Source organism: Streptomyces brasiliensis (assembly GCF_014647875.1).
Classification (GTDB): Bacteria; Actinomycetota; Actinomycetes; order Streptomycetales; family Streptomycetaceae; genus Streptomyces; species Streptomyces brasiliensis.
In genome coordinates, this window is sequence record NZ_BMQA01000015.1 from 61,892 (window position 1) to 81,253 (window position 19,362).

At 72.0% G+C, this 19,362-nt stretch carries 19 protein-coding genes; 9 read left to right on the forward strand and 10 right to left on the reverse strand.

Features of this window, described 5'->3' with window-relative positions; translation table 11 throughout:
* Positions 1 to 2: 2 nt before the first annotated feature.
* Both IEZ19_RS23055 and IEZ19_RS23060 read left to right on the forward strand, forming a co-directional pair.
* Positions 3 to 1,298: a family 2 encapsulin nanocompartment cargo protein terpene cyclase gene (locus IEZ19_RS23055; RefSeq protein WP_373297038.1), complete on the forward strand. Its 1,296-nt coding sequence runs from the start codon at positions 3 to 5 to the stop codon at positions 1,296 to 1,298.
* Positions 1,299 to 1,364: 66 nt separating this feature from the next.
* The gene (locus IEZ19_RS23060; protein ID WP_189313175.1) at positions 1,365 to 2,243 is read left to right on the forward strand and encodes a geranyl diphosphate 2-C-methyltransferase; all 879 of its coding nucleotides are present in this window, start codon (positions 1,365 to 1,367) and stop codon (positions 2,241 to 2,243) included.
* 55 nt (positions 2,244 to 2,298) lie between these two features.
* On the opposite strand, the gene IEZ19_RS23065 is transcribed toward IEZ19_RS23060, so the two are convergent.
* Positions 2,299 to 2,781 carry a VOC family protein gene (locus IEZ19_RS23065; RefSeq protein WP_189313176.1) on the reverse strand — a complete coding sequence of 161 codons (483 nt, stop codon included), beginning with the start codon at positions 2,779 to 2,781 and terminating at the stop codon, positions 2,299 to 2,301.
* A 123-nt stretch (positions 2,782 to 2,904) separates the two neighbouring features.
* On the opposite strand from IEZ19_RS23065, the gene IEZ19_RS23070 reads away from it, so the two are divergent.
* A complete protein-coding gene (locus tag IEZ19_RS23070; protein WP_189313177.1) occupies positions 2,905 to 4,125 on the forward strand; it encodes an epoxide hydrolase family protein in 1,221 nt (406 codons plus the stop codon).
* 67 nt (positions 4,126 to 4,192) lie between these two features.
* On the opposite strand, the gene IEZ19_RS23075 is transcribed toward IEZ19_RS23070, so the two are convergent.
* On the reverse strand, positions 4,193 to 4,570 hold the full coding sequence (locus tag IEZ19_RS23075; RefSeq protein ID WP_189313178.1) for a helix-turn-helix domain-containing protein: 378 nt from the start codon (positions 4,568 to 4,570) through the stop codon (positions 4,193 to 4,195).
* A gap of 86 nt (positions 4,571 to 4,656) precedes the next feature.
* Between IEZ19_RS23075 and IEZ19_RS23080 the strand changes: the two genes are divergently transcribed.
* Together IEZ19_RS23080 and IEZ19_RS23085 are read left to right on the forward strand one after the other, a co-directional pair.
* Positions 4,657 to 5,436: a class I SAM-dependent methyltransferase gene (locus IEZ19_RS23080; RefSeq protein ID WP_189313179.1), complete on the forward strand. Its 780-nt coding sequence runs from the start codon at positions 4,657 to 4,659 to the stop codon at positions 5,434 to 5,436.
* 124 nt (positions 5,437 to 5,560) lie between these two features.
* Positions 5,561 to 6,448 carry an RNA polymerase sigma factor SigF gene (locus tag IEZ19_RS23085; RefSeq protein ID WP_189313180.1) on the forward strand — a complete coding sequence of 296 codons (888 nt, stop codon included), beginning with the start codon at positions 5,561 to 5,563 and terminating at the stop codon, positions 6,446 to 6,448.
* Positions 6,449 to 6,537: 89 nt separating this feature from the next.
* On the opposite strand, the gene IEZ19_RS23090 is transcribed toward IEZ19_RS23085, so the two are convergent.
* Entirely contained in the window at positions 6,538 to 6,990 is a 453-nt protein-coding gene (locus tag IEZ19_RS23090) for an ATP-binding protein (protein WP_189313181.1), read from the reverse strand.
* Positions 6,991 to 7,266: 276 nt separating this feature from the next.
* A complete protein-coding gene (locus tag IEZ19_RS23095) occupies positions 7,267 to 8,541 on the reverse strand; it encodes a DUF6777 domain-containing protein (protein ID WP_189313182.1) in 1,275 nt (424 codons plus the stop codon).
* Between the two features lie 154 nt (positions 8,542 to 8,695).
* Here IEZ19_RS23095 and IEZ19_RS23100 point away from each other — a divergent pair, with 154 nt between their 5' ends.
* Positions 8,696 to 9,967: a streptophobe family protein gene (locus IEZ19_RS23100; RefSeq protein WP_189313183.1), complete on the forward strand. Its 1,272-nt coding sequence runs from the start codon at positions 8,696 to 8,698 to the stop codon at positions 9,965 to 9,967.
* Here IEZ19_RS23100 and IEZ19_RS23105 read toward each other — a convergent pair.
* The 4 genes from IEZ19_RS23105 to IEZ19_RS23120 all read right to left on the reverse strand — a co-directional run bounded on the left by IEZ19_RS23105 (position 9,958) and on the right by IEZ19_RS23120 (position 14,375).
* Complete coding sequence (locus tag IEZ19_RS23105) at positions 9,958 to 10,935, reverse strand: serine/threonine-protein kinase (RefSeq protein ID WP_189313184.1); 978 nt, start codon at positions 10,933 to 10,935, stop codon at positions 9,958 to 9,960. The two genes, IEZ19_RS23100 and IEZ19_RS23105, sit on opposite strands and share 10 nt — an antisense overlap.
* Positions 10,935 to 11,480: an SH3 domain-containing protein gene (locus IEZ19_RS23110; protein WP_189313185.1), complete on the reverse strand. Its 546-nt coding sequence runs from the start codon at positions 11,478 to 11,480 to the stop codon at positions 10,935 to 10,937. Before IEZ19_RS23110 ends, IEZ19_RS23105 begins: the two co-directional genes overlap by 1 nt.
* A 9-nt stretch (positions 11,481 to 11,489) precedes the next feature.
* On the reverse strand, positions 11,490 to 13,829 hold the full coding sequence (locus IEZ19_RS23115; RefSeq protein WP_189313186.1) for an ABC transporter ATP-binding protein/permease: 2,340 nt from the start codon (positions 13,827 to 13,829) through the stop codon (positions 11,490 to 11,492).
* A 135-nt stretch (positions 13,830 to 13,964) separates the two neighbouring features.
* The gene (locus IEZ19_RS23120) at positions 13,965 to 14,375 is read right to left on the reverse strand and encodes a hypothetical protein (RefSeq protein ID WP_189313187.1); all 411 of its coding nucleotides are present in this window, start codon (positions 14,373 to 14,375) and stop codon (positions 13,965 to 13,967) included.
* Between the two features lie 336 nt (positions 14,376 to 14,711).
* On the opposite strand from IEZ19_RS23120, the gene IEZ19_RS23125 reads away from it, so the two are divergent.
* Positions 14,712 to 15,113, forward strand: a complete 402-nt coding sequence (locus tag IEZ19_RS23125) for a nuclear transport factor 2 family protein (RefSeq protein ID WP_189313188.1) — start codon at positions 14,712 to 14,714, stop codon at positions 15,111 to 15,113.
* A 137-nt stretch (positions 15,114 to 15,250) separates the two neighbouring features.
* Here the strand turns inward: IEZ19_RS23125 and IEZ19_RS23130 are convergent, their stop codons facing one another.
* A complete protein-coding gene (locus tag IEZ19_RS23130) occupies positions 15,251 to 16,174 on the reverse strand; it encodes an AraC family transcriptional regulator (RefSeq protein WP_189313189.1) in 924 nt (307 codons plus the stop codon).
* A gap of 111 nt (positions 16,175 to 16,285) precedes the next feature.
* On the opposite strand from IEZ19_RS23130, the gene IEZ19_RS23135 reads away from it, so the two are divergent.
* Positions 16,286 to 17,269, forward strand: coding sequence for an oxidoreductase (locus IEZ19_RS23135; protein WP_189313190.1), 984 nt, complete (start codon positions 16,286 to 16,288; stop codon positions 17,267 to 17,269).
* A 67-nt stretch (positions 17,270 to 17,336) separates the two neighbouring features.
* Here IEZ19_RS23135 and mgrA read toward each other — a convergent pair whose 3' ends face one another.
* Positions 17,337 to 18,329: an L-glyceraldehyde 3-phosphate reductase gene (gene mgrA, locus IEZ19_RS23140; RefSeq protein ID WP_189313191.1), complete on the reverse strand. Its 993-nt coding sequence runs from the start codon at positions 18,327 to 18,329 to the stop codon at positions 17,337 to 17,339.
* Between the two features lie 111 nt (positions 18,330 to 18,440).
* Here mgrA and IEZ19_RS23145 point away from each other — a divergent pair, with 111 nt between their 5' ends.
* Entirely contained in the window at positions 18,441 to 19,355 is a 915-nt protein-coding gene (locus IEZ19_RS23145; RefSeq protein ID WP_189313192.1) for a LysR family transcriptional regulator, read from the forward strand.
* Positions 19,356 to 19,362: the final 7 nt, after the last annotated feature.

Genomic DNA, 19,362 nt, shown 5'->3' on the forward strand with positions numbered 1-19,362 from the left:
GTGTGGAGCACTCCGATGAGCACGTCCACCGATTCGCCGGGGCCTGTCCGGCAGTTCCCGACCGGCCCGCCACGCTTCCCCGGCCACCGCCGGGAGGTGCCGCCGGGCACCGCACCTCGCCGCGTTGTCGGGCACGCCCGGGCACGTCCGGGACGAGGGCGACTCGCCGTCCTGCCAGGCACGGCTCCCCCACACCCGGCCGGGCTCGCGCGGGAGGTGTCCCCGTGACGCCACGGTCCGATCCGACCGGAACGGCCGGCCAGGCCCTCGCCCTGCCCGGACCGCCGAACCTCGCCGCGAGCCTGAAGTCGAGGCGCCGTACCGGGGCGATTCCCGGACTCCTGTACCGGCCCGCCGTCCCCGCCGACCCGGAGAAGGCCGCGGAGGTCGACCGGAGACTGGAGACCTGGGCCGCCGGCCTCGACCTCTTCCCGGCCGCCTGGAAGGGGGACTTCACGGGATTCCAGTTCGGCCGGGCGGTGGTGCTCCAGCACCCGGGTGCGGTCGGCCTGGAACGACTGACCGCCGCCGGAAAACTGCTGCTGGCCGAGAACGTCGTCGACTCCTGCTACTGCGAGGAGGACGAGGGCCGCGGCGGCGCGCGGCGCGGGCTGGGCGGGCGACTGATCATGGCCCAGTCCGCGGTCGACCCGTACCACGGCGTCCCCGAGCTTGAGGAGGAGTGGGGCCGGGGCATGCGTGCGGACGGTCCCTTGCGTTCGTACCACTGCGCGCTGGAGGACTTCTCCCTGTTCGCCACACCCAGCCAGACCGACCGGTTCGTGCACGACATCGCCCGGCTGCACCTGGGTTATCTGGCCGAGGCCGCCTGGGCGGAGACCCGGTACGTGCCGCGGGTCTGGGAGTACCTGGTGATGCGGCAGTTCAACAACTTCCGGCCCTGTCTGTCGATCGTCGACGCCGTGGACGGCTATGAACTGCCCGAACAGGTCTACGCCCGGCCCGAGATCCAGCGGATCACGGCGCTGGCCTGCAACGCCACCACGATCGTCAACGACCTGTACTCGTTCACGAAGGAGCTGGCGAGCGATCCGACGCACCTCAACCTGCCGCAGGTCGTGGCGGCCAACGAGCGGTGCGGGCTGAAGACCGCCTATCTGGAGTCCGTCGAGATCCACAACCGGATCATGACGGCGTTCGAGGAGGAGTCCGCCCTCCTGTCCGCCGGCTCACCGCTCGTCGAACGCTATGCCCGGTCACTCGCCGCCTGGGTGTCCGGCAACCACGAGTGGCACGCCACCAACACCCACCGCTACCACCTGCCCGACTACTGGTAGCCCGGCCGGACCGGCAGATCGACCGCACCACCGAAACACCGTCAGTCGCGCCACGAGGAGTCACTGTTGACCACCGCCCCCGTCGCCCGGACCACCACGGCACCGGTGCCGGCCCAGTCCACGTACCAGACCCGCGTCGCGGACTACTGGAACGCCGAGGAGAACCCGGTCAACCTCGAACTCGGAAAGATCGACGACCTCTACCACCACCACTACGGCGTCGGTGACGCCGACTGGACGGTGCTCGACGAACCCGACCCGGGGCTGCGCCGGGAGCGGATCACCGCCGAACTGCACCGCCTGGAACACACCCAGGCCGAGCTGCTCGCCTCCCACCTCGGCCCGCTCACCCCGGACGACCGGGTCTTCGACGCCGGCTGCGGGCGCGGCGGGGGCAGTGTCACAGCGAACCTGCGCTACGGCTGCCACGCGGACGGCGTCACGATCTCCGCCAAGCAGGCCGCGTTCGCGGGCGAGCAGGCCCGCAAGCGGGGCATCGACGACAAGGTCCGCTACCACCACCGCAACATGCTGGACACCGGCTTCGAGTCCGGCGCGTACGCGGCGTCGTGGAACAACGAGTCCACGATGTACGTCGAGCTGGAGCTGCTGTTCGCCGAGCACGCCCGGCTGCTGCGCCGCGGCGGGCGCTACGTGGTGATCACCGGCTGCTACAACGACACGTACGGACGGGCCTCGCGCGAGGTGTCGCTGATCAACGCGCACTACATCTGCGACATCCATCCGCGGTCGGCGTACTTCCGGGCGCTGGCCGCCAACCGGCTGGTGCCGGTCCATGTCGAGGACCTCACCGAGGCCGCCGTCCCCTACTGGGAGCTGCGCAAGCGGGCCGACCATCTGGTCACGGGCATCGAGGACACGTTCCTGTCCGCCTACTGCAACGGCAGCTTCCAGTATCTGCTGATCGCGGCCGACCGGGTCTGACGGGTCGAGGGGCGAGGGGCGGTGTCACGCGGCACCGCCCCTCGCGCCGCGCGGTTCATTCACCCGCGTACGCCCGGTCCAGCGCGGCGATGTCGAGCTTGCCCATCGCGTACATGGCCTGGGTCGTGCGCACGGCCTTCTCCGGGTCGGGGTCGCCGATCATGTCGATCAGCCGGTCGGGGACGACCTGCCAGGACACGCCGTACCGGTCCTTGAGCCAGCCGCAGGGCCCGCCCTCGCCGCCGTTGTCGGTGAGCTTGGTCCAGTAGTAGTCGATCTCCTCCTGGTCCGCGCAGAAGATCTGGAAGGAGATCGCCTCGCTGAACTTGAACTGCGGGCCGCCGTTGAGCGCGACGAACTTCTGGCCGTTGGCGGTGAACTCGACGGCCAGCACGGAGCCGGCGGGGCCGGGCCCGGCCTCGCTGTACCGGCCCACCCGGCCGATGCTGGAGTTCTTGAAGATCGAGACGTAGTAGTGCGCGGCCTCCTCTGCCTGGCCGTCGAACCAGAGACACGTGGTGAATCCGTCGGTGGTCATGGACACCTCCTGGAGCGTGGAACGCGGTCATCTGTGTCGACCGATCCTCCCCGGGAAACTCATCGGCCGGACGGCCCAATATTCCGGACGGGTGGCCGGGACCCGCGGGCTAGCATCCGGGCCATGACCTCTTCGCCCGCGGAGTCGCCCGCCGAGAGCATCCGTCCCTTCCGTATCGCGATCCCCCGGTCCGACCTCGACGATCTGCACGACCGCATCGACCGCGCCCGCCGGCCGGCCGAGATGCCCGGCGCGGGCTGGGCGTACGGCGTCCCGGCGGACTATCTGTGGGAGCTGGTGCGCTACTGGCGGCACGAGTACGACTGGCGTGCCGCCGAAGCGAGGCTGAACGAGTGGCCGCAGTTCACCACCACCATCGACGGGACGAACGTCCACTTCGCGCACATCCGCTCCCCGGAACCGGACGCCACACCGCTGATCATCACGCACGGCTGGCCCGGCTCGATCGTGGAGTTCCTCGACGTCGTCGGTCCGCTCACGGACCCGGCGGCGCACGGGGGCGAGCCGGCCGACGCCTTCCATGTCGTCGTACCGAGCATCCCGGGGTTCGGACTGTCCGGGCCCACCACGGAACCGGGCTGGGAGGCGGGCCGGATCGCGGACGCCTGGGTCGAGCTGATGCGGCGGCTGGGCTACGACCGGTTCGGCGCACAGGGTGGCGACTGGGGGGCCGGGATCTCGCGGGAGCTGGGCCGCGCGCATCCCGACCGGGTGATCGGCGTGCATCTCAACCTGCTGCCAGGCGCGCAGGCGGCGACGGAGCCGACGGCCGAGGAGCTGGCGGAGCTGGCTCCCGAGGAGCGGGAACGCACACTCGCCTCGTGGCGGCGGTGGGCCGAGTGGTCGCGGGAGGGTACGGGGTACGCCGCCCTGCAGTCCACCCGGCCGCACACCCTGGCGTACGCCCTGACGGACTCACCCGTGGGCCAGCTGGCCTGGATCGTCGAGAAGTTCCGGGAGTGGACCGACTCCGAGGAGGTACCGGAGGAGGCGGTCGACCGCGACCTGCTGCTGACGAACGTGATGCTGTACTGGCTGACCGGGACGGCGGGTTCGTCCGCCCGGATCTACTACGAGCGCGCCCACGCCACGGGCCGCACCGCCGAGCCCGCCGAACCGTCGACCGCACCGACCGCGGTCGCCGTCTTCCCGGCCGAGATCCAGGTCCCGCTGCGGCACAGGGCCGAACGCACCGAGAACCTCGTGCGCTGGACGGAGTTCGACCGCGGCGGCCACTTCGCGGCGATGGAGGAGCCGGACCTGCTGGTCGGTGATGTCCGGGCCTTCTTCCGGCAGCTGCGCGAGAAGGACGGGATCGGCTGACGGGGCGTCGCGCGACCGGGCGGAGAGCGACTCCCCTGCGGGCAGCGGGCCGAGGCGCGACGGCTCGTCAGGCGGCCAGGCACAGCCCGTTGTACGGCGGCCTGGACATGCCGCGGTCCCCGCTGAGCCGGCGGGACAGCTCGCCCTGCGCCCGGGACAGCAGGTCGCCGAGGCCCAGGCCGAGGGCGTGGGCGGCGGCCGCGAGGACCTCCGAGGAGGCCTCCTTGCGGCCTCGCTCGATCTCCGAGAGGTACGGCATCGAGATCCTGGCGGCGTCGGCGACGTCCTGGAGCGTACGCTCCTGCACATGGCGTTCACGGCGCAGGACGTCACCGACCAGGTCGCGCCAGAGGGGCTCCCTGGGTTCGGCGACCGGGGCTTCGGGGCGGTCGGCCCCGGGACGCAGTGGAATCACACGGGCTCGGTGGGGCGCACGGTTGCTCACCGCTTCAGCCTAGGAGTCCTGGACGCCCTGGGAAGGGGCAGGCATTCCGCTCTGGGTGAATCGGGCGGTCGGAGGGAGTGGCAGTGGTGCTGCGGGACACGTTCGACGAGGCCGCGGAGCTGTACGAGCGGGCGCGGCCCCGCTATCCGCGGTCCCTGGTGGAGGAGTTGGCTGGCGTGACCGGGATCGGGCCGGACAGCCGCATGCTGGAGATCGGTCCCGGGACCGGCCAACTCACCGTCCCCCTCGCCGGATTCGGCTGCCGGGTCACCGCGGTGGAACTCGGGCCCGCGCTGGCGGCCGTGGCCCGGCGACGGCTGCGGAACTTTCCGGCGGCGGACGTGGTGGTCGCCGACTTCGAGCGCTGGGAGCTACCGCCCGAGCCGTTCGACGTGGTGGTGAGCGCGACCGCCTTCCACTGGCTCGATCCGGCGCTGCGCCTGGTCAGGACCGCACGGGCGCTGCGCCCCGGCGGGACGCTGGCGCTCGTCACCACGCTGCATGTGGCGGGCGGCACCCAGGAGTTCTTCGACCGCGTCCAGGCGTGCTACGAGCGCTGGGACCCGGCCACGCCGCCCGGACTGCGCCTCCCTCCCGAGACCGACATGGCCACCCACACCGGCGAGTTGGACCACTCGCCGTACTTCGGGGACGTCACCGTGAGCCGCCACGTACAGGAGATCACGTACACCGCCGACGCGTACGTCGACGTGCTGCTCACCTACTCCAACCACCGCGCTCTGGACCCGGCCGCCCGCCGGGGGCTGCTGACCTGCGTACGGGAGCTGGTGGAGACGAGTTTCGGCAGCAGAGTCACCAAGCGGTATCTGCACGAGCTGATCACGGCGCGGCGCGGCGCGAGCTGAGACCGGGCTACGCACGAGGGCCAATTTCCGCCAGGACCCGTCATGAGGCGCATGCGCCGGGGCACTTCGGGTACGCGCCTTGCTGAAGCATGCCGAGAACACCGTGACTGCGTAAGGAGAGGCAATGAGCGCCGCCGGGATCCGGTCGGGAGCAGTGGACGTCGAGAGGACCGCCATGGGCGGGACGGGGGCGGGCTCGCTGCCGGGCATCGAAGACCCGACGGCCGTCGCGCCGCTCGACGCACGGGAGCTGTCCCGGGACTTCTTCCGGCGCCTGGCCGAACTGACCGAGGGCACGCCGGAGTACCAGTACGCGCGCAACACCCTCATCGAGATGAACATGTCGCTGGTGCGCTTCGCGGCCGGACGGTTCCGCAGCCGCGGCGACGAGATGGAGGACATCGTCCAGACCGGGATGATCGGCCTGATCAAGGCGATCGACCGGTTCGAGTTGTCGCGGGAGGTGGAGTTCACCTCGTTCGCGGTGCCCTACATCGTCGGGGAGATGAAGCGCTTCTTCCGGGACACCACCTGGGCCGTCCATGTGCCGCGACGCCTGCAGGAGCTGCGCGTCGAGCTGGCCAAGGCCCGCGAGGAGCTGGCCGGACGGCTGGACCGCGAGCCGACGGTCGCGGAGCTGGCCACGCTGATGAACATCCCCGAGGACGAGGTGGTCGAGGCGCAGCTGGCCGCCAACGGGTACACGTCGGCGTCGCTGGACGCCGCGCTCGGCGGTGACGGGCCCGAGGACGGCGAGGCGATCCTCGCGGACTTCCTGGGCGTGGAGGAGGAGGGACTGCGGCTCGTCGAGGACTTCCACGCCCTCGCTCCGCTGATGGCCGAACTCAGCGACCGGGACCGGGAGATCATCCGGCTGCGGTTCGTGGAGGAGGCCACCCAGGCCGAGATCGGTGAACGGCTCGGCTGCTCGCAGATGCATGTCTCACGCCTGATAAAGCGCATCATCACGCGCCTGCGCCAGGGCATGCTGGGCGAGCTGGGCTGCGCCTGACGACACGGTTCACGGGCGGCGGGTGGTGTCATCGGGCTTCGATGGCGTCGGCCCGGGCCGGTGGGCGCGAGGGCATCGGCCGCCCGGGCTCAGTGCGCGAGGGTCAGCAGCGCGCGGACCCGCTTGCCGACCGGTACGCGCTCGGCCGTCACCTCGGAGGCCAGCGCACAGACGATCTCCAGGCCGTGCCGGCCGACGCGCTCGGGGTCGCGCGGAAAGGGACGGGGCAGCGAGACGCTGCTGTCGTAGACGGACACGGTGACCTCGCTGTCCGTGCCCTCCAGTTCCAGGATGTACGGGCCGTTGCTGTGCCGGTCCGCGTTGGTGACCAATTCGCTCACCACGAGGAGCAGTTCGCCGTCGGCCCTGGGGTCGATGGCGGCGCACCACTCGGTCCTGAGCTGCTCGAGGAAGAGCGCGGCGAAGGAACGTGCCTCGGCGATGCACCCCTGCTCGCCCGTGTAGTGCGCCGCCCTTCTGAGCGGTTCCACGGGCACGTCGAAACCAGTCGGTATCACTGCCCCGTCCAGGTGCTCGAACATGCTTGTCTCTCTCGAATGCCGGACTCATCGGTCCCCTGCTGCACCAGTGCTCGTACCCCGAGCGGGGCGACGCAGTCCCGGTGAGGCGTTCGCTGACGGCGCACATCGGTCGTCGTCGTGCCGCTCCGGGCCATCCGGAGGATATCCGGTCAGGACACCCGCCCCGGACGCTCACACCGCCGGGGAACCTGTGACGGACGGCACGCCGGCGCCGGACGTGACCACCAATTCCGTGACGCCGGGGCCCGACGGCCTGGTCTCGGGCGTGGCCGGTGCCTAGGTGGCCCGCTCGGACGCGGGTGGCGGCTCCGACGCCGGTTTCTCGCTGGACGGCTTCTCCGTGGAGGGCTTCCCGGACGACGGCTTCTCCGACGACGGCGGCTTCGAGGCCGGGGATTCGGAGGACGGCTTCTCCGTGGACGGCTTCCCGGACGACGGTTTCTCCGACGGCGGCGACGAGGTCGACGAACCGGGCGAAGAGGAGGACGGGGCCGACGGACTGGACGGCGAGCGGCTCGGTGGCTCCACCGGGTCGACCCAGTGCGCCGGCGGCTTCATGCGCTGGTCCCGGCTGCCCTTGTCATCACCGCGCTCCCGGTGGAACCAGTCGTCGTGCCGGGCGTCGTAGAGAACGAAGGCCTCGACGTCACGCGCCGCGGGAGCGACCACGACGACGTTCGAGGGCCGGTACGCCGGCCAGGACTTCCCCACCGGCTTGGGCGTGCTGCGCTGTGCGACCGGCGGCGTCATCGGGTTCGTACAGGCGCAGCGCACCCGGGGCACACCGTGGCTGTCGACCAGGACGGCGGTGCCCGTCTGCAGGACGGCCTGGTAGCTGGTGGCGGCGCCGTCGCGGTAGCCGTGGCCGGTGACACGGGTGTCCGCGCGCAGCTGCACGGGTGTGAGCGAGCGCAGATAGGCGGGGACGCCCGAGGGCTGGACCCCGACGACCGAGGCGAACGCCTTGTTCTTGGCCTGATCCGCCCGCAGGAAGCGGATCTGCTTCTCGACGTCGCAGGCGGGGGTGTTGCGGGTGCCCGCGTAGAGGCCGGGCGCCGCCCCGTCCACGCCGCGCACCGCGTTGGCCCGGCCCGTGGCCTCGGCCGGGGGCGTGGTCGACGGCGGCACGGAGCTCTCGTTGGCCGTCGACTCGGTGAAGGGATCCTGGCCGGTCTCGTTCGCCGCCTGGAGGAAGACCTCGCCGGCCTGCCCCGAGCCGCCTCCGCCCGAGTTGGTCAGGACGACGGCCACGACCACGGCGGCCACGACCAGGGCGCTGAGCACCCCGATGCGCGGAGCGGACCGCCACCACGGCCGGTGCGGTTCCGGCTTCGGCTCCGCGGGGCCACCGCCCCCGGTGCCACCAGGACCACCGCCTCCGGCACTCCCGCGGCCACCCTCTCCAGCGCCACCGGGGCCACGGCCTCCGGCGCTCCCGGGACCGCCTCCGGGGGGCTCCGGTGGCGGGCCGTGGGATGGCCGGGAGGGGCCCGACAAGGGACCGGACGGCGGTCCCGTCGGATGGCCGGAGGACGGCTGTTCAGCGCTCACGGGCTCTTCCTCCCGACACGGTCGGCAACCCTTCGGGGATATGGCTGCTTTGCCGCAATGATCCATTGTGTGCTCGGTGCGGGCGCACCGTGCAAGCCGACGCGGACGGCCCTCCCGGCGGGCGGCCCACCGGGAGGCTGCTTAGCGTGACAGGGTGAGCCCTCGAACCGCCCCGGCCCCGGTCCCTGCCCGTCATGGCTGGGTGCAGGCCGTGACGGCCGTACTGCGCACGCTGGCCGCCATGGCCGCGGTGGCCGCGCTGGGCTTGTGGGCGGCCGGAGCGGCGGAACTACCGGACGACGCCTTCGGCCGGGTCGTCGCGGCGACCGTGGCGTCGGCCGTCGGCGGCACGATCCGGCTCACCGGTGACGCCGGTCCGCTCGCCGAGACCCGGGCCGGGCTGACGGTGATGCCGCTGTCGGTCACGCTGACGGGGGCGCTCGTGCTGGCCGCGGGCTTCCTGCGTCCGCTGCGGCACCGGGCGGTCACCGGAGCCGGGGAGCTGGCCGGCTGGGCGGGCCGCATCGCGGTGTTGTGGCTCCTCGCGCTGATCGGTCTGGCCCTGCTGGCCCGTCAGACGTTCACCGTCGACATCGGCAACGGCACGCTCGGCGACCTCACCCACCTGATCGACGCCACACCGACGCTCGGTTTCACCACGGACGTCGCGCAGACCGTGCTGTACGGACTGCTCTGGCTGGCCGGTGTGCTGGTGCTGGCGCTGCTGGTGTCGCGCGGGGCGCCGCTGCCCGCGCGGCTCGTCGGGTTCCAGGAGTCGGTGCGTCCGGCGGCGTACGCCATGGTCGTGCTGCTGCTCGCCTGTGTCGCCCTCGGTGTCGTCGTCGCCCTGGTCACGGCGGCCACGCGCGGGCACCCGGCGGACACCTTCGCCGTCGTCCTGCTCGGCCTGCCCAACCTGGCGTGGCTCGCGCTGACCCTCGGCCTGGGCGCCACCTGGCACGGCCGGGTCGACGGCCCCTTCGGACTGCCCATGCCGCACGTCCTGGACCAGGTGCTGCGCACGCCCGACGTAGCCACGCTGAACCTGCGGACCCTCGCCGAGCACGACGGCAGGGTGTGGTGGCTCGTCGTGGTGGACGCGGTGCTGCTCCTGGCCACCGCGTTCCTGATGGCGGCGCGGACACCGGTACGGGTCCCGGCGTGGCGGCACGCCCTGCGCTTCGCCGTCGCTCTCGCGCTCGCCGTGCTCATGATCTGCCTGGTCGGCCGGATCTCGGCGCACTACGGCCTGTCCCTGCTCGGCATCGGCAACCTGGGCGGCGGTCTGTCGGGCGAGCTGTTCCTGCGTCCCGAGACGTGGTCGGCGATCGGCCTCGGTGTGCTGTGGGGCCTCGTCGCCGGTTTCCTGGGCGCGCTGCTGGCACGGCCGGTGCACCGGCGTGGCGCGGTCCCGAGTCAGGTCTGACGAAGGACCGGAGCGGCCCAACGGGGCAGGGCGCGGGCCGTGCCCCGCACGCTCAGGTCCACCTCGGTCGCCGGGTGGCCTGTGTCCGGGGCCGACGCGGCGGCGGCTCGGAGTGCGGCCACGAAGTCCAGGCAGGAGTCGTAGCGGGCATCGGGCCTCTTGGCCAGTGCCCTGGCGAACACGGCGTCGACGGCCGGCGGCAGGTCGGGGCGTGCCTCGGTCGGCGGGGGCGGGTCGTCGTACTGGTGCGCCCACAGCAGGGCCATGTCGTCGTCGCGCCGGAAGGGCGGGCGGCCGGTGAGGGTCTCGTGGACGACACAGGCGAGGCCGTACACGTCGCAGCGTCCGTCGACCGGGCGGCCGGAGATCTGCTCCGGTGCGACGTAGTCGAGGGTGCCGACGAACTGTCCGACCGTGGTGAAACCGGTCAGGGACAGCGACTTCTTCGTCAGGCCGAAGTCGGTGAGGTAGACGTGCTCGGGGTGGTCACTGTCGGTGCCCCGGGCCAGCAGGATGTTGCCGGGCTTGACGTCCCGGTGCACCAGGCCGTGCGCATGGGCGGCGTCGAGGGCCGACGCCACCTGGGCGCCGATCCGCACGGCGGTGGCGAGCGGCATCGGGCCCTGTCCGTCCAGGAGATGGCGCAGATCGCTGCCGGAGACGAAGCGCATCGCGATGTACAGGACGCCGTCCGTCTCGCCGGCCTCGTAGATCGGCACGATGTGCGGGTGGTCGATCGCCGCGGCCACCAGGGACTCGTGGGTGAAGCGCTGCCGGAAGATGTCGTTGCGGGCGAGCTCCGGCGCGAGCAGCTTGAGCGCGACCGTGCGGTCCAGGCGCAGGTCGTGGGCGCGGTAGACGACGGCCATACCGCCGCGGCCGACCTCGCTCTCGAGGCGGTAGCCCGCGATCCGCTTGCCGATCAGCTCGGAGGGCCGGCCGGAGAACAGGCTCGTCTCGCGTGCCATCACGGTTCACTGTCGGGTGTGACGACCCGGGTCGGCGCATGGTCGCCGACCGCGGCCTCGGGCTCCTCGCGGTCGGTGGCATAGGTGCTCAGCCGCCGCCCGTCACCGTAGAGCCACCGCCCCTCGTCGGCGTCGTACAGCCACACGGACTCCCCGTCGACGACCACCCCGATCCGCAGTCCGTGCGTACGGCCGCGGAAGGACTCCCCGTCGAGGCCGCCGCGTGCCAGGTCCTCGACGGCGCTCCGGTAGTCGGCCAGGGCCTGCTCGGCGCGGGCGAGCAGCGGGCGCGGGTCGGGGACCTCACCGGGTGCGCCGCCGCCCCCGGGCGGGTCCTGGGGTACGGCGACGAGGTAGCGGCCGTCGACCCAGGCGGACCAGCCGTTGGCGCACCGGATCTGCCCCCAGTCGCCGCGCCGCTGGACGAGCTGCACCGGCAGGAGCGGATCGAGGGGCACGGTGGGCCGCTCCGGGTCCGGGGCCTCCCAGGCGGGCAGCCCCGATCCGGGGACGACGTGGGTGGGCCGGAAGCCGTAGGTCGTCATCCGTACCGCCTACTTCCGCATCACGGCGGGCTCTTGCAGGCGCAGCAGCCGGGAGACCAGGAAGCAGTAGAGGGCCGACAGCACGACGAGCATGCCCATGTTGCGCAGCCACACACCGACCGCGTGCCGGAACAGCGGGTCGGCGGTGAGGTCGCCGGGCATGATCCGGGACAGTCCTACGGTGCCGGCCATCGCGCCCAGCCCCCACCGCGTGGGCACCAGCCAGGCCAGCTGTTCGAGGCCGGGCACACCGTGCAGCCGCAGCAGGGCCCCGCCGAAGACGACCTGGACGATGGCCAGCAGCACCAGCAGCGGCATCGTCACCTCCTCCTTGCGCACCACCGCCGAGACCACCAGGCCGAGCAGCATCGAGGTGAAGGCGAGCAGGGCCACGGCGACGGTGAGTTCGAGCAGCGGCGGCATCAACACGCCCTTGCCGCCCGGTGCGTTGAGTTTCACGCCGAACAGGCCCACCTGGGTGAGGACGATCGCCTGGAGGACGGTGATCGTGCCGAGGACGAAGACCTTCGACATCAGGTACGCCGATCTGGACAGGCCCACGGCCCGCTCGCGCCGGTAGATCACGCGCTCCTTCACGAGTTCCCGCACGGCGTTGGCCGCCCCGGTCAGCACGCCACCCACACACAGGATGAGCAGCGCGTTCATCGCGCTGTCCAGGGTCAGGCCGCTGCCGACGACCGCGCGGGCCATCGCGCCCATGACGAACGGCAGCCCGATCATGGTCGCGAGGAAGACGCGGTCGGCGCAGAGGGCGGCGGTGTAGCGGCGCACCAGAGTGCCGAACTGGGCGGCCCAGCTGCGCGGTTCGGGCGGCGGGCCCACGGCGACGGGGCCGGCGCGCGCCGTGTGCGGCTGGGAGCTGGAGTTCACGACGTACTGCGGGTGGAACCGCGAGGCCCGGTACTCGCCCGCCCAGTCGCGGTCGCGGAGGCCTTCGAACGCATCGAAGGCCTCCGGCCAGTGTTCGAAGCCGAAGAAGGCGAGGGCGTCGCCGGGCCGCCCGTAGTAGGCGACCCGGCCGCCGGGGGCGAGCACGAGCAGGCGGTCGCAGACGTCGAGGCTGAGCACGCTGTGGGTCACGACGACGACGGTGCGGCCGTCGTCGGCGAGGCCGCGCAGCATGCGCATCACCGAGTGCTCCATGCCGGGGTCGAGGCCGGAGGTCGGTTCGTCGAGGAAGAGCAGGGACGGCTTGGTGAGCAGTTCCAGGGCCACGCTGACCCGCTTGCGCTGGCCGCCCGACAGGCTGTGCACGGGCTGGCCGGTCCGCTCCGCCAGCCCGAGTTCGCGCACCACCTCGTCGATCCGGCCGAGGCGCTCGGCCTTCGCGGTGTCCTGCGGGAAGCGCAGTTCGGCGGCGTAGGTGAGGGCGCTGCGCACGGTGAGCTGGACGTGCAGGATGTCGTCCTGCGGGACCAGGCCGATGCGCTGGCGCAGCTCGGCGTAGTCGCGGTAGAGGTCGCGGCCGTCGTAGAGGACGGTGCCCTGTTCGGCGGGCCGCTGTCCGGTCAGGGCGCCCAGCAGGGTGGACTTGCCGGCGCCGCTGGGGCCGACCACCGCGAGCAGGCACTTCTCCCCCACCGGGAAGGAGACGTGGTCGAGGAGGACCTTGCGGCCGCCGTCGACGGCGACCGTGAGGTCCTGGACGTCGAGGGAGACCTCGCCGGTGTCGACGTACTCCTGCAGTTCGTCGCCGACGAGACAGAAGGCGGAGTGGCCGATGCCGACGATGTCGCCGGGGCCGACCGGGGCCCGGCGGACGGGCCGGCCGTTGAGGAACGTGCCGTTGTGGCTGCCGAGGTCGACGATCTCGTACGTGCCGTCCGGCCGCGCGCGCAGCTCGGCATGGCGGCGCGAGACGACCAGGTCGTCGACGACCAGGTCATTGCCCGCGGCGCGGCCGATGCGGATGGCCCGCTCGGGCAGCGGCCGTACGCTGGTCGGCTGCCGGTAGGTGCCGGTCAGGGCCGGCATCGAGACGGCGGACGGGCGGTCCGTGGCGGGCAGGGGGCGGCCCGTCAGGACCGCGCGGGGGCCGTCGGCGGGGTTGCCGAACCGCAGCACGCTGCCCGGCCCGACGTCCGACTCCTCGATACGGCGACCGTCGGCGTAGGTGCCGTTGGTGCTGTGCTCGTCCGCCAGCGTCCAGTGGCCGTCCTCGGGCCGCAGCACCGCGTGGTGCCACGAGACCCGGGCATCGTCGAGGACGATGTCGCTCAACGGGTCGCGCCCGACGTGGTAGTCGCGACACGGGCTCATCACCGTGGAGCCCGTGTCGGTCTCCACGACGAGTTCGGGCGCCGCCGGGGCGACCGACCGCTCCGCCATGCCCAGAATTCTACCGATTCACCCGTATGCGCGCCGGGTGAGGAGTGGCGTCGGACGTGGGCCGCGCGCCGCCGGGAGGCGGCTCTCACGTCGGCGGACCGTGCACGGCACCGGACGTCGATCGGTTGTCACGTGTCAGGCCACCGGCAGCACCAGGGCCGGGAGGGTGCGCTGCATGCGCAGGGCGTCGACGGACTCGGCGAGCAGTTCGTACTCCGTGGTGTCGTCGCTCGCGGCGATCCGCACCAGCCGTCCGCCCGCCAGTTCCTCGCCCACGAGCTCCTGCTGCCCCACGTCCGCGCACCAGGCACGCAGCAGGCCGGGCACGTCGGCCACCGTATCGGCCACGGGGACGAGCGAGCCGGACGGGAAGCGCGGATTGTCGGGGAGCGGATCGAGCCGCTCGGCGATCCAGCTCGCCCGGTCGCGCAGCCACCACAGGGCCAGTGCCAGGGTCGGTGCCCGGTAGGTGCCGAGCGGTACGCCGATGCGCTGCCCGTCGCAGGTGCCGTAGGCGGTGACATGGCACAGGAATTCGTCGTGCACGTTCACTCCCCCGTCGCGTCCCTCTTGTGTGCCGGTCCGGCCTCGCTTTCCCCGCGGCTCGTGTACGCGGAACGGTTCTGGTCCTCCCCAGAACAGTCCCTGACGTTCGAGTATCTTCACTTCCGAAACACTGTCACCACGCCATTCCGGCCAGTCTCCTGGCATATGCGCCAAGGTCTTTGTTGGCCGGAATGCGACGACCGGTCCACCGCCGTCATTACCCGCGGGGTAATCGACCCTCCCGGCGCACCCGGGCATGGTGGTCGCACCGGATCGACGAATCCCGAGATTCGGTTCCCGACCAGAGACGACCACCTCGATGGAGGCTGATTCGCCATGTCCGTGAACACCGACCGTTACCAGAGCGCCGCCACCCGCTACTTCGAGGCCTGGAACGCCACCGACCGCGAGGCCCTGACCAAGGCGGTCGCTGCGGCCTGGACGGCGGACGGCGCCTACACCGACCCGCTCGCCGACGTCGCCGGCCACGAGCAGCTCGCGGCCCTGATCACGGGCGTGCACGAGCAGTTCCCGGGCTTCGTCTTCCGTCCGCTGGGCGCCGTGGACGGGCACCACGACACGGCCCGCTTCGCCTGGGAGCTGGTGAACGAGGCTGGGGGTACCCCCTCTGGGGGAGGATCGGCTCCGGTGGCCGGTTTTGATGTGGTCACGCTGGCCGAAGACGGCCGTATCCAGAAGGTTTTGGGCTTCCTCGACCGAGTTCCACCCACGGCCTGACGCTCGGTACCGGCGAGAGGTTTTCCGGGGAACTCCGGGCCGGGAAAGGGGGCGTTCACGGAATTCACCGCGGCGCCCCCGAAGAGCACCGGAAAACAGGACCGCCGGTATGCGTCAACGGTGTACAGGGAAATGGATCACTTCCTGACGGCGTCACGGTAGCGGCGGGGTGCGACGCCGACCGTTCGCTTGAATGCGTTGCTGAAGGCGCTCTCGGAGGTATAGCCGACCGAGCGGGCGAGTGCCGCGACCGGAGTGGTGTCCAGCCGGAGGGCCCGGGCGGCCAGGCTCATGCGCCAGTTCAGCAGGTACGTCAGCGGCGGCACACCGGCCGCCTCCTTGAAGCGCACGGCGAAGGTGGTCCGGGACATCGCGGCCGCGCGGGCGAGTTCCTCCAGCTGCCAGGGGTGGCCCGGGTCGCCGTGCATCAGCCGCAGGGCCGGGGCCAGCCCTTCGTCACCGAGGGCGCGCAGCCAGCCGGGCGGCAGCCCGTCGGCCTGGGCGAGGCAGACCCGCAGCACCTGGACGAACATCAGCTGGGCGAGCTGGTCCGAGGCGAACTCGCCACCGGCCCGGCCCGCCCGCATCTCCCCCGCGAGCTGGTCGATGAGCCAGCGCAGCACCGGCGCCTCGGCCACGTCGGACCGGACGTGCACGAACTCCGGCAGCGCCTGGCGCAGCAGGTCGCCGCTGTCCCGGCTGAGGTCGATGTGCCCGGAGACGCACTCGATCTCGTCGTCCGGCCCGTCGCCCAGGCGGGCCATGCGGGTGCGGGGGTCGACGGCGACATCCGGCGACTCCAGCGGCTCGAGGCCGGGAGCGCTGCACAGCACGTACGGGCGACTGCCGTCGGAGACCACGAGGTCGCCCTGCACCAGCCGCACGGGCTCCCCGCCGTCCTCGCAGACCAGCAGGCAGCCGCCGCGCACGACGGCGTTCACCTTCAGCTTGTCGCGCCCGCGCAGCCGGACGGCCCAGTCGCCGCCGGCCGTGAAGCCGCCGGAGAACACACCGCGGGCGTCGGCGACGGTGAGGGCGTCGGACAGGGGATCCGCGGACATGTTCCGAACTATCGCGCAAGTAGTGCGCACTATCAAGCATTCATCGTACGGATCTGTGGATCTACGGTGGCCGGGACAGCTCAGCTCGATCACGTCGAGGAGACACGCACCATGACCACCGCACAACGGCCCCTCCCCTCCGGATTCGGCCCCGCGTCCACCGCCGAGGACGTGATCACGGGCATCGACCTGACCGGCAAGGTCGCGATCGTGACCGGGGGCTACTCGGGCATCGGCCTGGAGACGGCACGTGTCCTGCGGGCCGCGGGCGCCGAGGTCGTCGTACCGGCACGCGACCTGGAGCGGGCGAAGGCCGCGCTGAAGGACATGCCCGGGGTCGAGATCGAGCACCTGGACCTGATGGACCCGGCCTCGATCGACGACTTCGCGGCGACGTTCCTGGCCACCGGCCGCCCGCTGCACATCCTCGTCAACAGCGCCGGGATCATGGCCACCCCGCTCGCCCGGGACGCGCGCGGTGACGAGTCGCAGTTCGCGACGAACCACCTGGGGCACTTCCAGCTGGTCGCGCGGCTGTGGCCGGCGCTGGTCGCAGCCGGCGGGGCGCGGGTGGTCGCGGTGTCCTCGCGGGGCTTCCGCTTCTCACCCGTGGTCTTCGACGACCTGCACTTCGAGCACCGGCCGTACGAGCCGTTCGCCGCCTACGGCCAGTCGAAGACGGCCAACGCACTGTTCGCCGTGGAGCTGGACCGGCGCGGGCGGGTCGACGGCGTGCGGGCCTTCGCCGTGCACCCGGGCACGATCATCGATACGGGCCTTGCCAAGCACGTCTCGGCAGACGTGGTCCGTGCCGCCGGTGCCGTCGACGACGAGGGCCGCCCGGTCCGCGACCCCGCACGCCAGTTCAAGACGATCCCGCAGGGCGCGGCCACCGGCGTCTGGTGCGCGGCGAGCCCCCAACTGGCCGGACTGGGCGGCGTGTACTGCGAGAACAGCGACATCAGCCCACTGGTGCCCGCGTCCGGGGAGGCCGGCTGGCGCGCCGGCACGGAGACCGCCGGCGTGCTCGAGTATGCGGTGGACCCAGAGGCGGCGGCCCGCCTCTGGGAAGTCAGCGAACGTCTTACGGCATGACGATCACGTCGAGTGTTACGGCGCGACCATCACGTCGAGACTTACGGCTCGACCGTCGTGCCAAGTCCTACTGCTTGACGATCGCGTCGATCCGCGCCAGTTCCTCGGCGTCGAAGTCCAGGTTGCGGACGGTCGCGACGCTGTCCTCGATCTGCTGCGGGCTGCTCGCGCCGACCAGGGCGGACGTCACCCGGCCGTCGCGCAGCACCCAGGCGAGGGCGAGCTGGGCCAGGGTCTGGCCGCGGCCCTTGGCGACCTCGTCGAGCGCCCGCAGCCGGCCGACCAGCTCCTCGGTAACGGCGTCCGAGTTCAGGAAGGGGCTGTCGCTCGCGGCGCGGGAGCCCTCGGGGATGCCGTCGAGGTAGCGGGTGGTGAGCAGGCCCTGCTCCAGCGGGGAGTAGGCGATGGAGCCGACCTGGAGCTCGTCGAGGGCGTCAAGGAGGCCCTCGTCCTCGGGACGGCGGTCCAGCATCGAGTAGCGGGGCTGGTGGATGAGCAGCGGGGTGCCCAGCTCGCCGAGGATGCGGGCGGCCTCGCGGGTCTGCTCCGCCGAGTAGTTGGAGACGCCGACGTAGAGCGCCTTGCCCTGCTGGACCGCCGAGTGCAGCGCGCCCATCGTCTCCTCGAGCGGAGTCTCCGGGTCGAAGCGGTGCGAGTAGAAGACGTCGACGTAGTCCAGGCCCATCCGGGTCAGGCTCTGGTCGAGCGAGGAGAGCAGGTACTTGCGCGAGCCCCATTCGCCGTACGGGCCGGGCCACATCAGGTAGCCGGCCTTGGTGGAGATGATCAGCTCGTCCCGGTACGGCGCGAAGTCGGCCGCGATCGCCTCACCGAGGGCCAGCTCGGCGGCGCCCGGCGGCGGGCCGTAGTTGTTGGCCAGGTCGAAGTGGGTGACGCCGAGGTCGAAGGCGCGGCGCAGGATGGCCCGCTGGGTCTCCGCGGGCCGGTCGGGGCCGAAGTTGTGCCACAGGCCGAGCGACAGCGCGGGAAGCTTGAGGCCGCTGCGGCCGGTGCGCCGGTAGGGCATGTCGGCGTAGCGGTCGGGGTGTGCGGTGTACAACGCGACTCCAGAGGGGTTGGCACACGAACTACCGGTGCCACTCTTTCGCGAGGCGGGTGCAGAGGTCCAACAGGAGAATCCGATGGAATTCAGCGGATAGGCTTCTCAATCATGGAACTGCGCCACCTCCAGCACTTCGTCGCGGTCGCCGAGGACCAGCATTTCACCCGGGCCGCGGAGCGGCTGATGGTCTCCCAGTCGGGGCTGTCGGCCTCGATCCGGGCGCTCGAGCGGGAGCTGCGGGCCCCGCTGTTCGTGCGCACCACCCGTCGGGTGACGCTCACCGAGGCCGGGCGGGCGCTGCTGGCCGAGGCGGAGCGGATCCTGGCCCAGGTGCGGACGGCCCACGAGGCGGTGGCGGCGGTGCAGGGCGTGCTGCGGGGCACGCTGGCGCTGGGCACGGAACAGTGCATCGCCGGGGTGCATGTGGCGGGGTTGCTGGCCGCGTTCCGGCGGCGGCATCCGGACGTGGAGATCCGGCTGCGGCAGGAAGGCTCGGGCGCGCTGGCCGAGGAGGTCGCGGCCGGACGGCTCGACCTGGCCTTCGCCTACCGCACCCAGGACGACACGGACCAGCTGCGGTCGGTGGCGCTGACGAGCGAGCCGGCGACCGTGCTGTGCCACCCGGACCACCCGCTCGCCGCCGCGGGGGCGGCGCTCACGCCGCAGGACGTGGCCGGCGAGGTGTTCGTCGACTTCCATCCGGACTGGGGCCCGCGCCGCACCACGGACGCCGCGTTCGCCGCGGCGGGAGTGCGCCGTACGGTCGCGCTGGAGGTGAACGACGTGCACAGCCTCCTGGACCTGATCGACGAGAACCTCGGCATCGCCGCCGTACCCCGGCATTTCCGGCACAAGCGGCCCTCGCTCACGGCGCTCCCGCTGAAGGGCATGGGCGAGGCGGAGTACGAGACGGTCGCCCTGCTGCCTCCGGAGCGGTCCACCAGCCCGGCGGCACGGGCGCTGATCATGCTGCTCGAAACAGGGGACCTGGCAACACCCCAGGGCGGGGCCCACCCCTCCTGACCTCGCC

Bases quoted from the DNA above. Each gene is read 5' to 3' on its own strand.
- IEZ19_RS23065 (WP_189313176.1), bottom strand. From the start codon at position 2,781: ATGACCACCGACGGATTCACCACGTGTCTCTGGTTCGACGGCCAGGCA.
- IEZ19_RS23070 (WP_189313177.1), top strand. From the start codon at position 2,905: ATGACCTCTTCGCCCGCGGAGTCGCCCGCCGAGAGCATCCGTCCCTTC.
- IEZ19_RS23085 (WP_189313180.1), top strand. From the start codon at position 5,561: ATGAGCGCCGCCGGGATCCGGTCGGGAGCAGTGGACGTCGAGAGGACC.
- IEZ19_RS23090 (WP_189313181.1), bottom strand. From the start codon at position 6,990: ATGTTCGAGCACCTGGACGGGGCAGTGATACCGACTGGTTTCGACGTG.
- IEZ19_RS23105 (WP_189313184.1), bottom strand. From the start codon at position 10,935: ATGGCACGCGAGACGAGCCTGTTCTCCGGCCGGCCCTCCGAGCTGATC.
- IEZ19_RS23110 (WP_189313185.1), bottom strand. From the start codon at position 11,480: ATGACGACCTACGGCTTCCGGCCCACCCACGTCGTCCCCGGATCGGGG.
- IEZ19_RS23115 (WP_189313186.1), bottom strand. From the start codon at position 13,829: ATGGCGGAGCGGTCGGTCGCCCCGGCGGCGCCCGAACTCGTCGTGGAG.
- IEZ19_RS23125 (WP_189313188.1), top strand. From the start codon at position 14,712: ATGTCCGTGAACACCGACCGTTACCAGAGCGCCGCCACCCGCTACTTC.
- IEZ19_RS23130 (WP_189313189.1), bottom strand. From the start codon at position 16,174: ATGTCCGCGGATCCCCTGTCCGACGCCCTCACCGTCGCCGACGCCCGC.
- IEZ19_RS23135 (WP_189313190.1), top strand. From the start codon at position 16,286: ATGACCACCGCACAACGGCCCCTCCCCTCCGGATTCGGCCCCGCGTCC.
- IEZ19_RS23145 (WP_189313192.1), top strand. From the start codon at position 18,441: ATGGAACTGCGCCACCTCCAGCACTTCGTCGCGGTCGCCGAGGACCAG.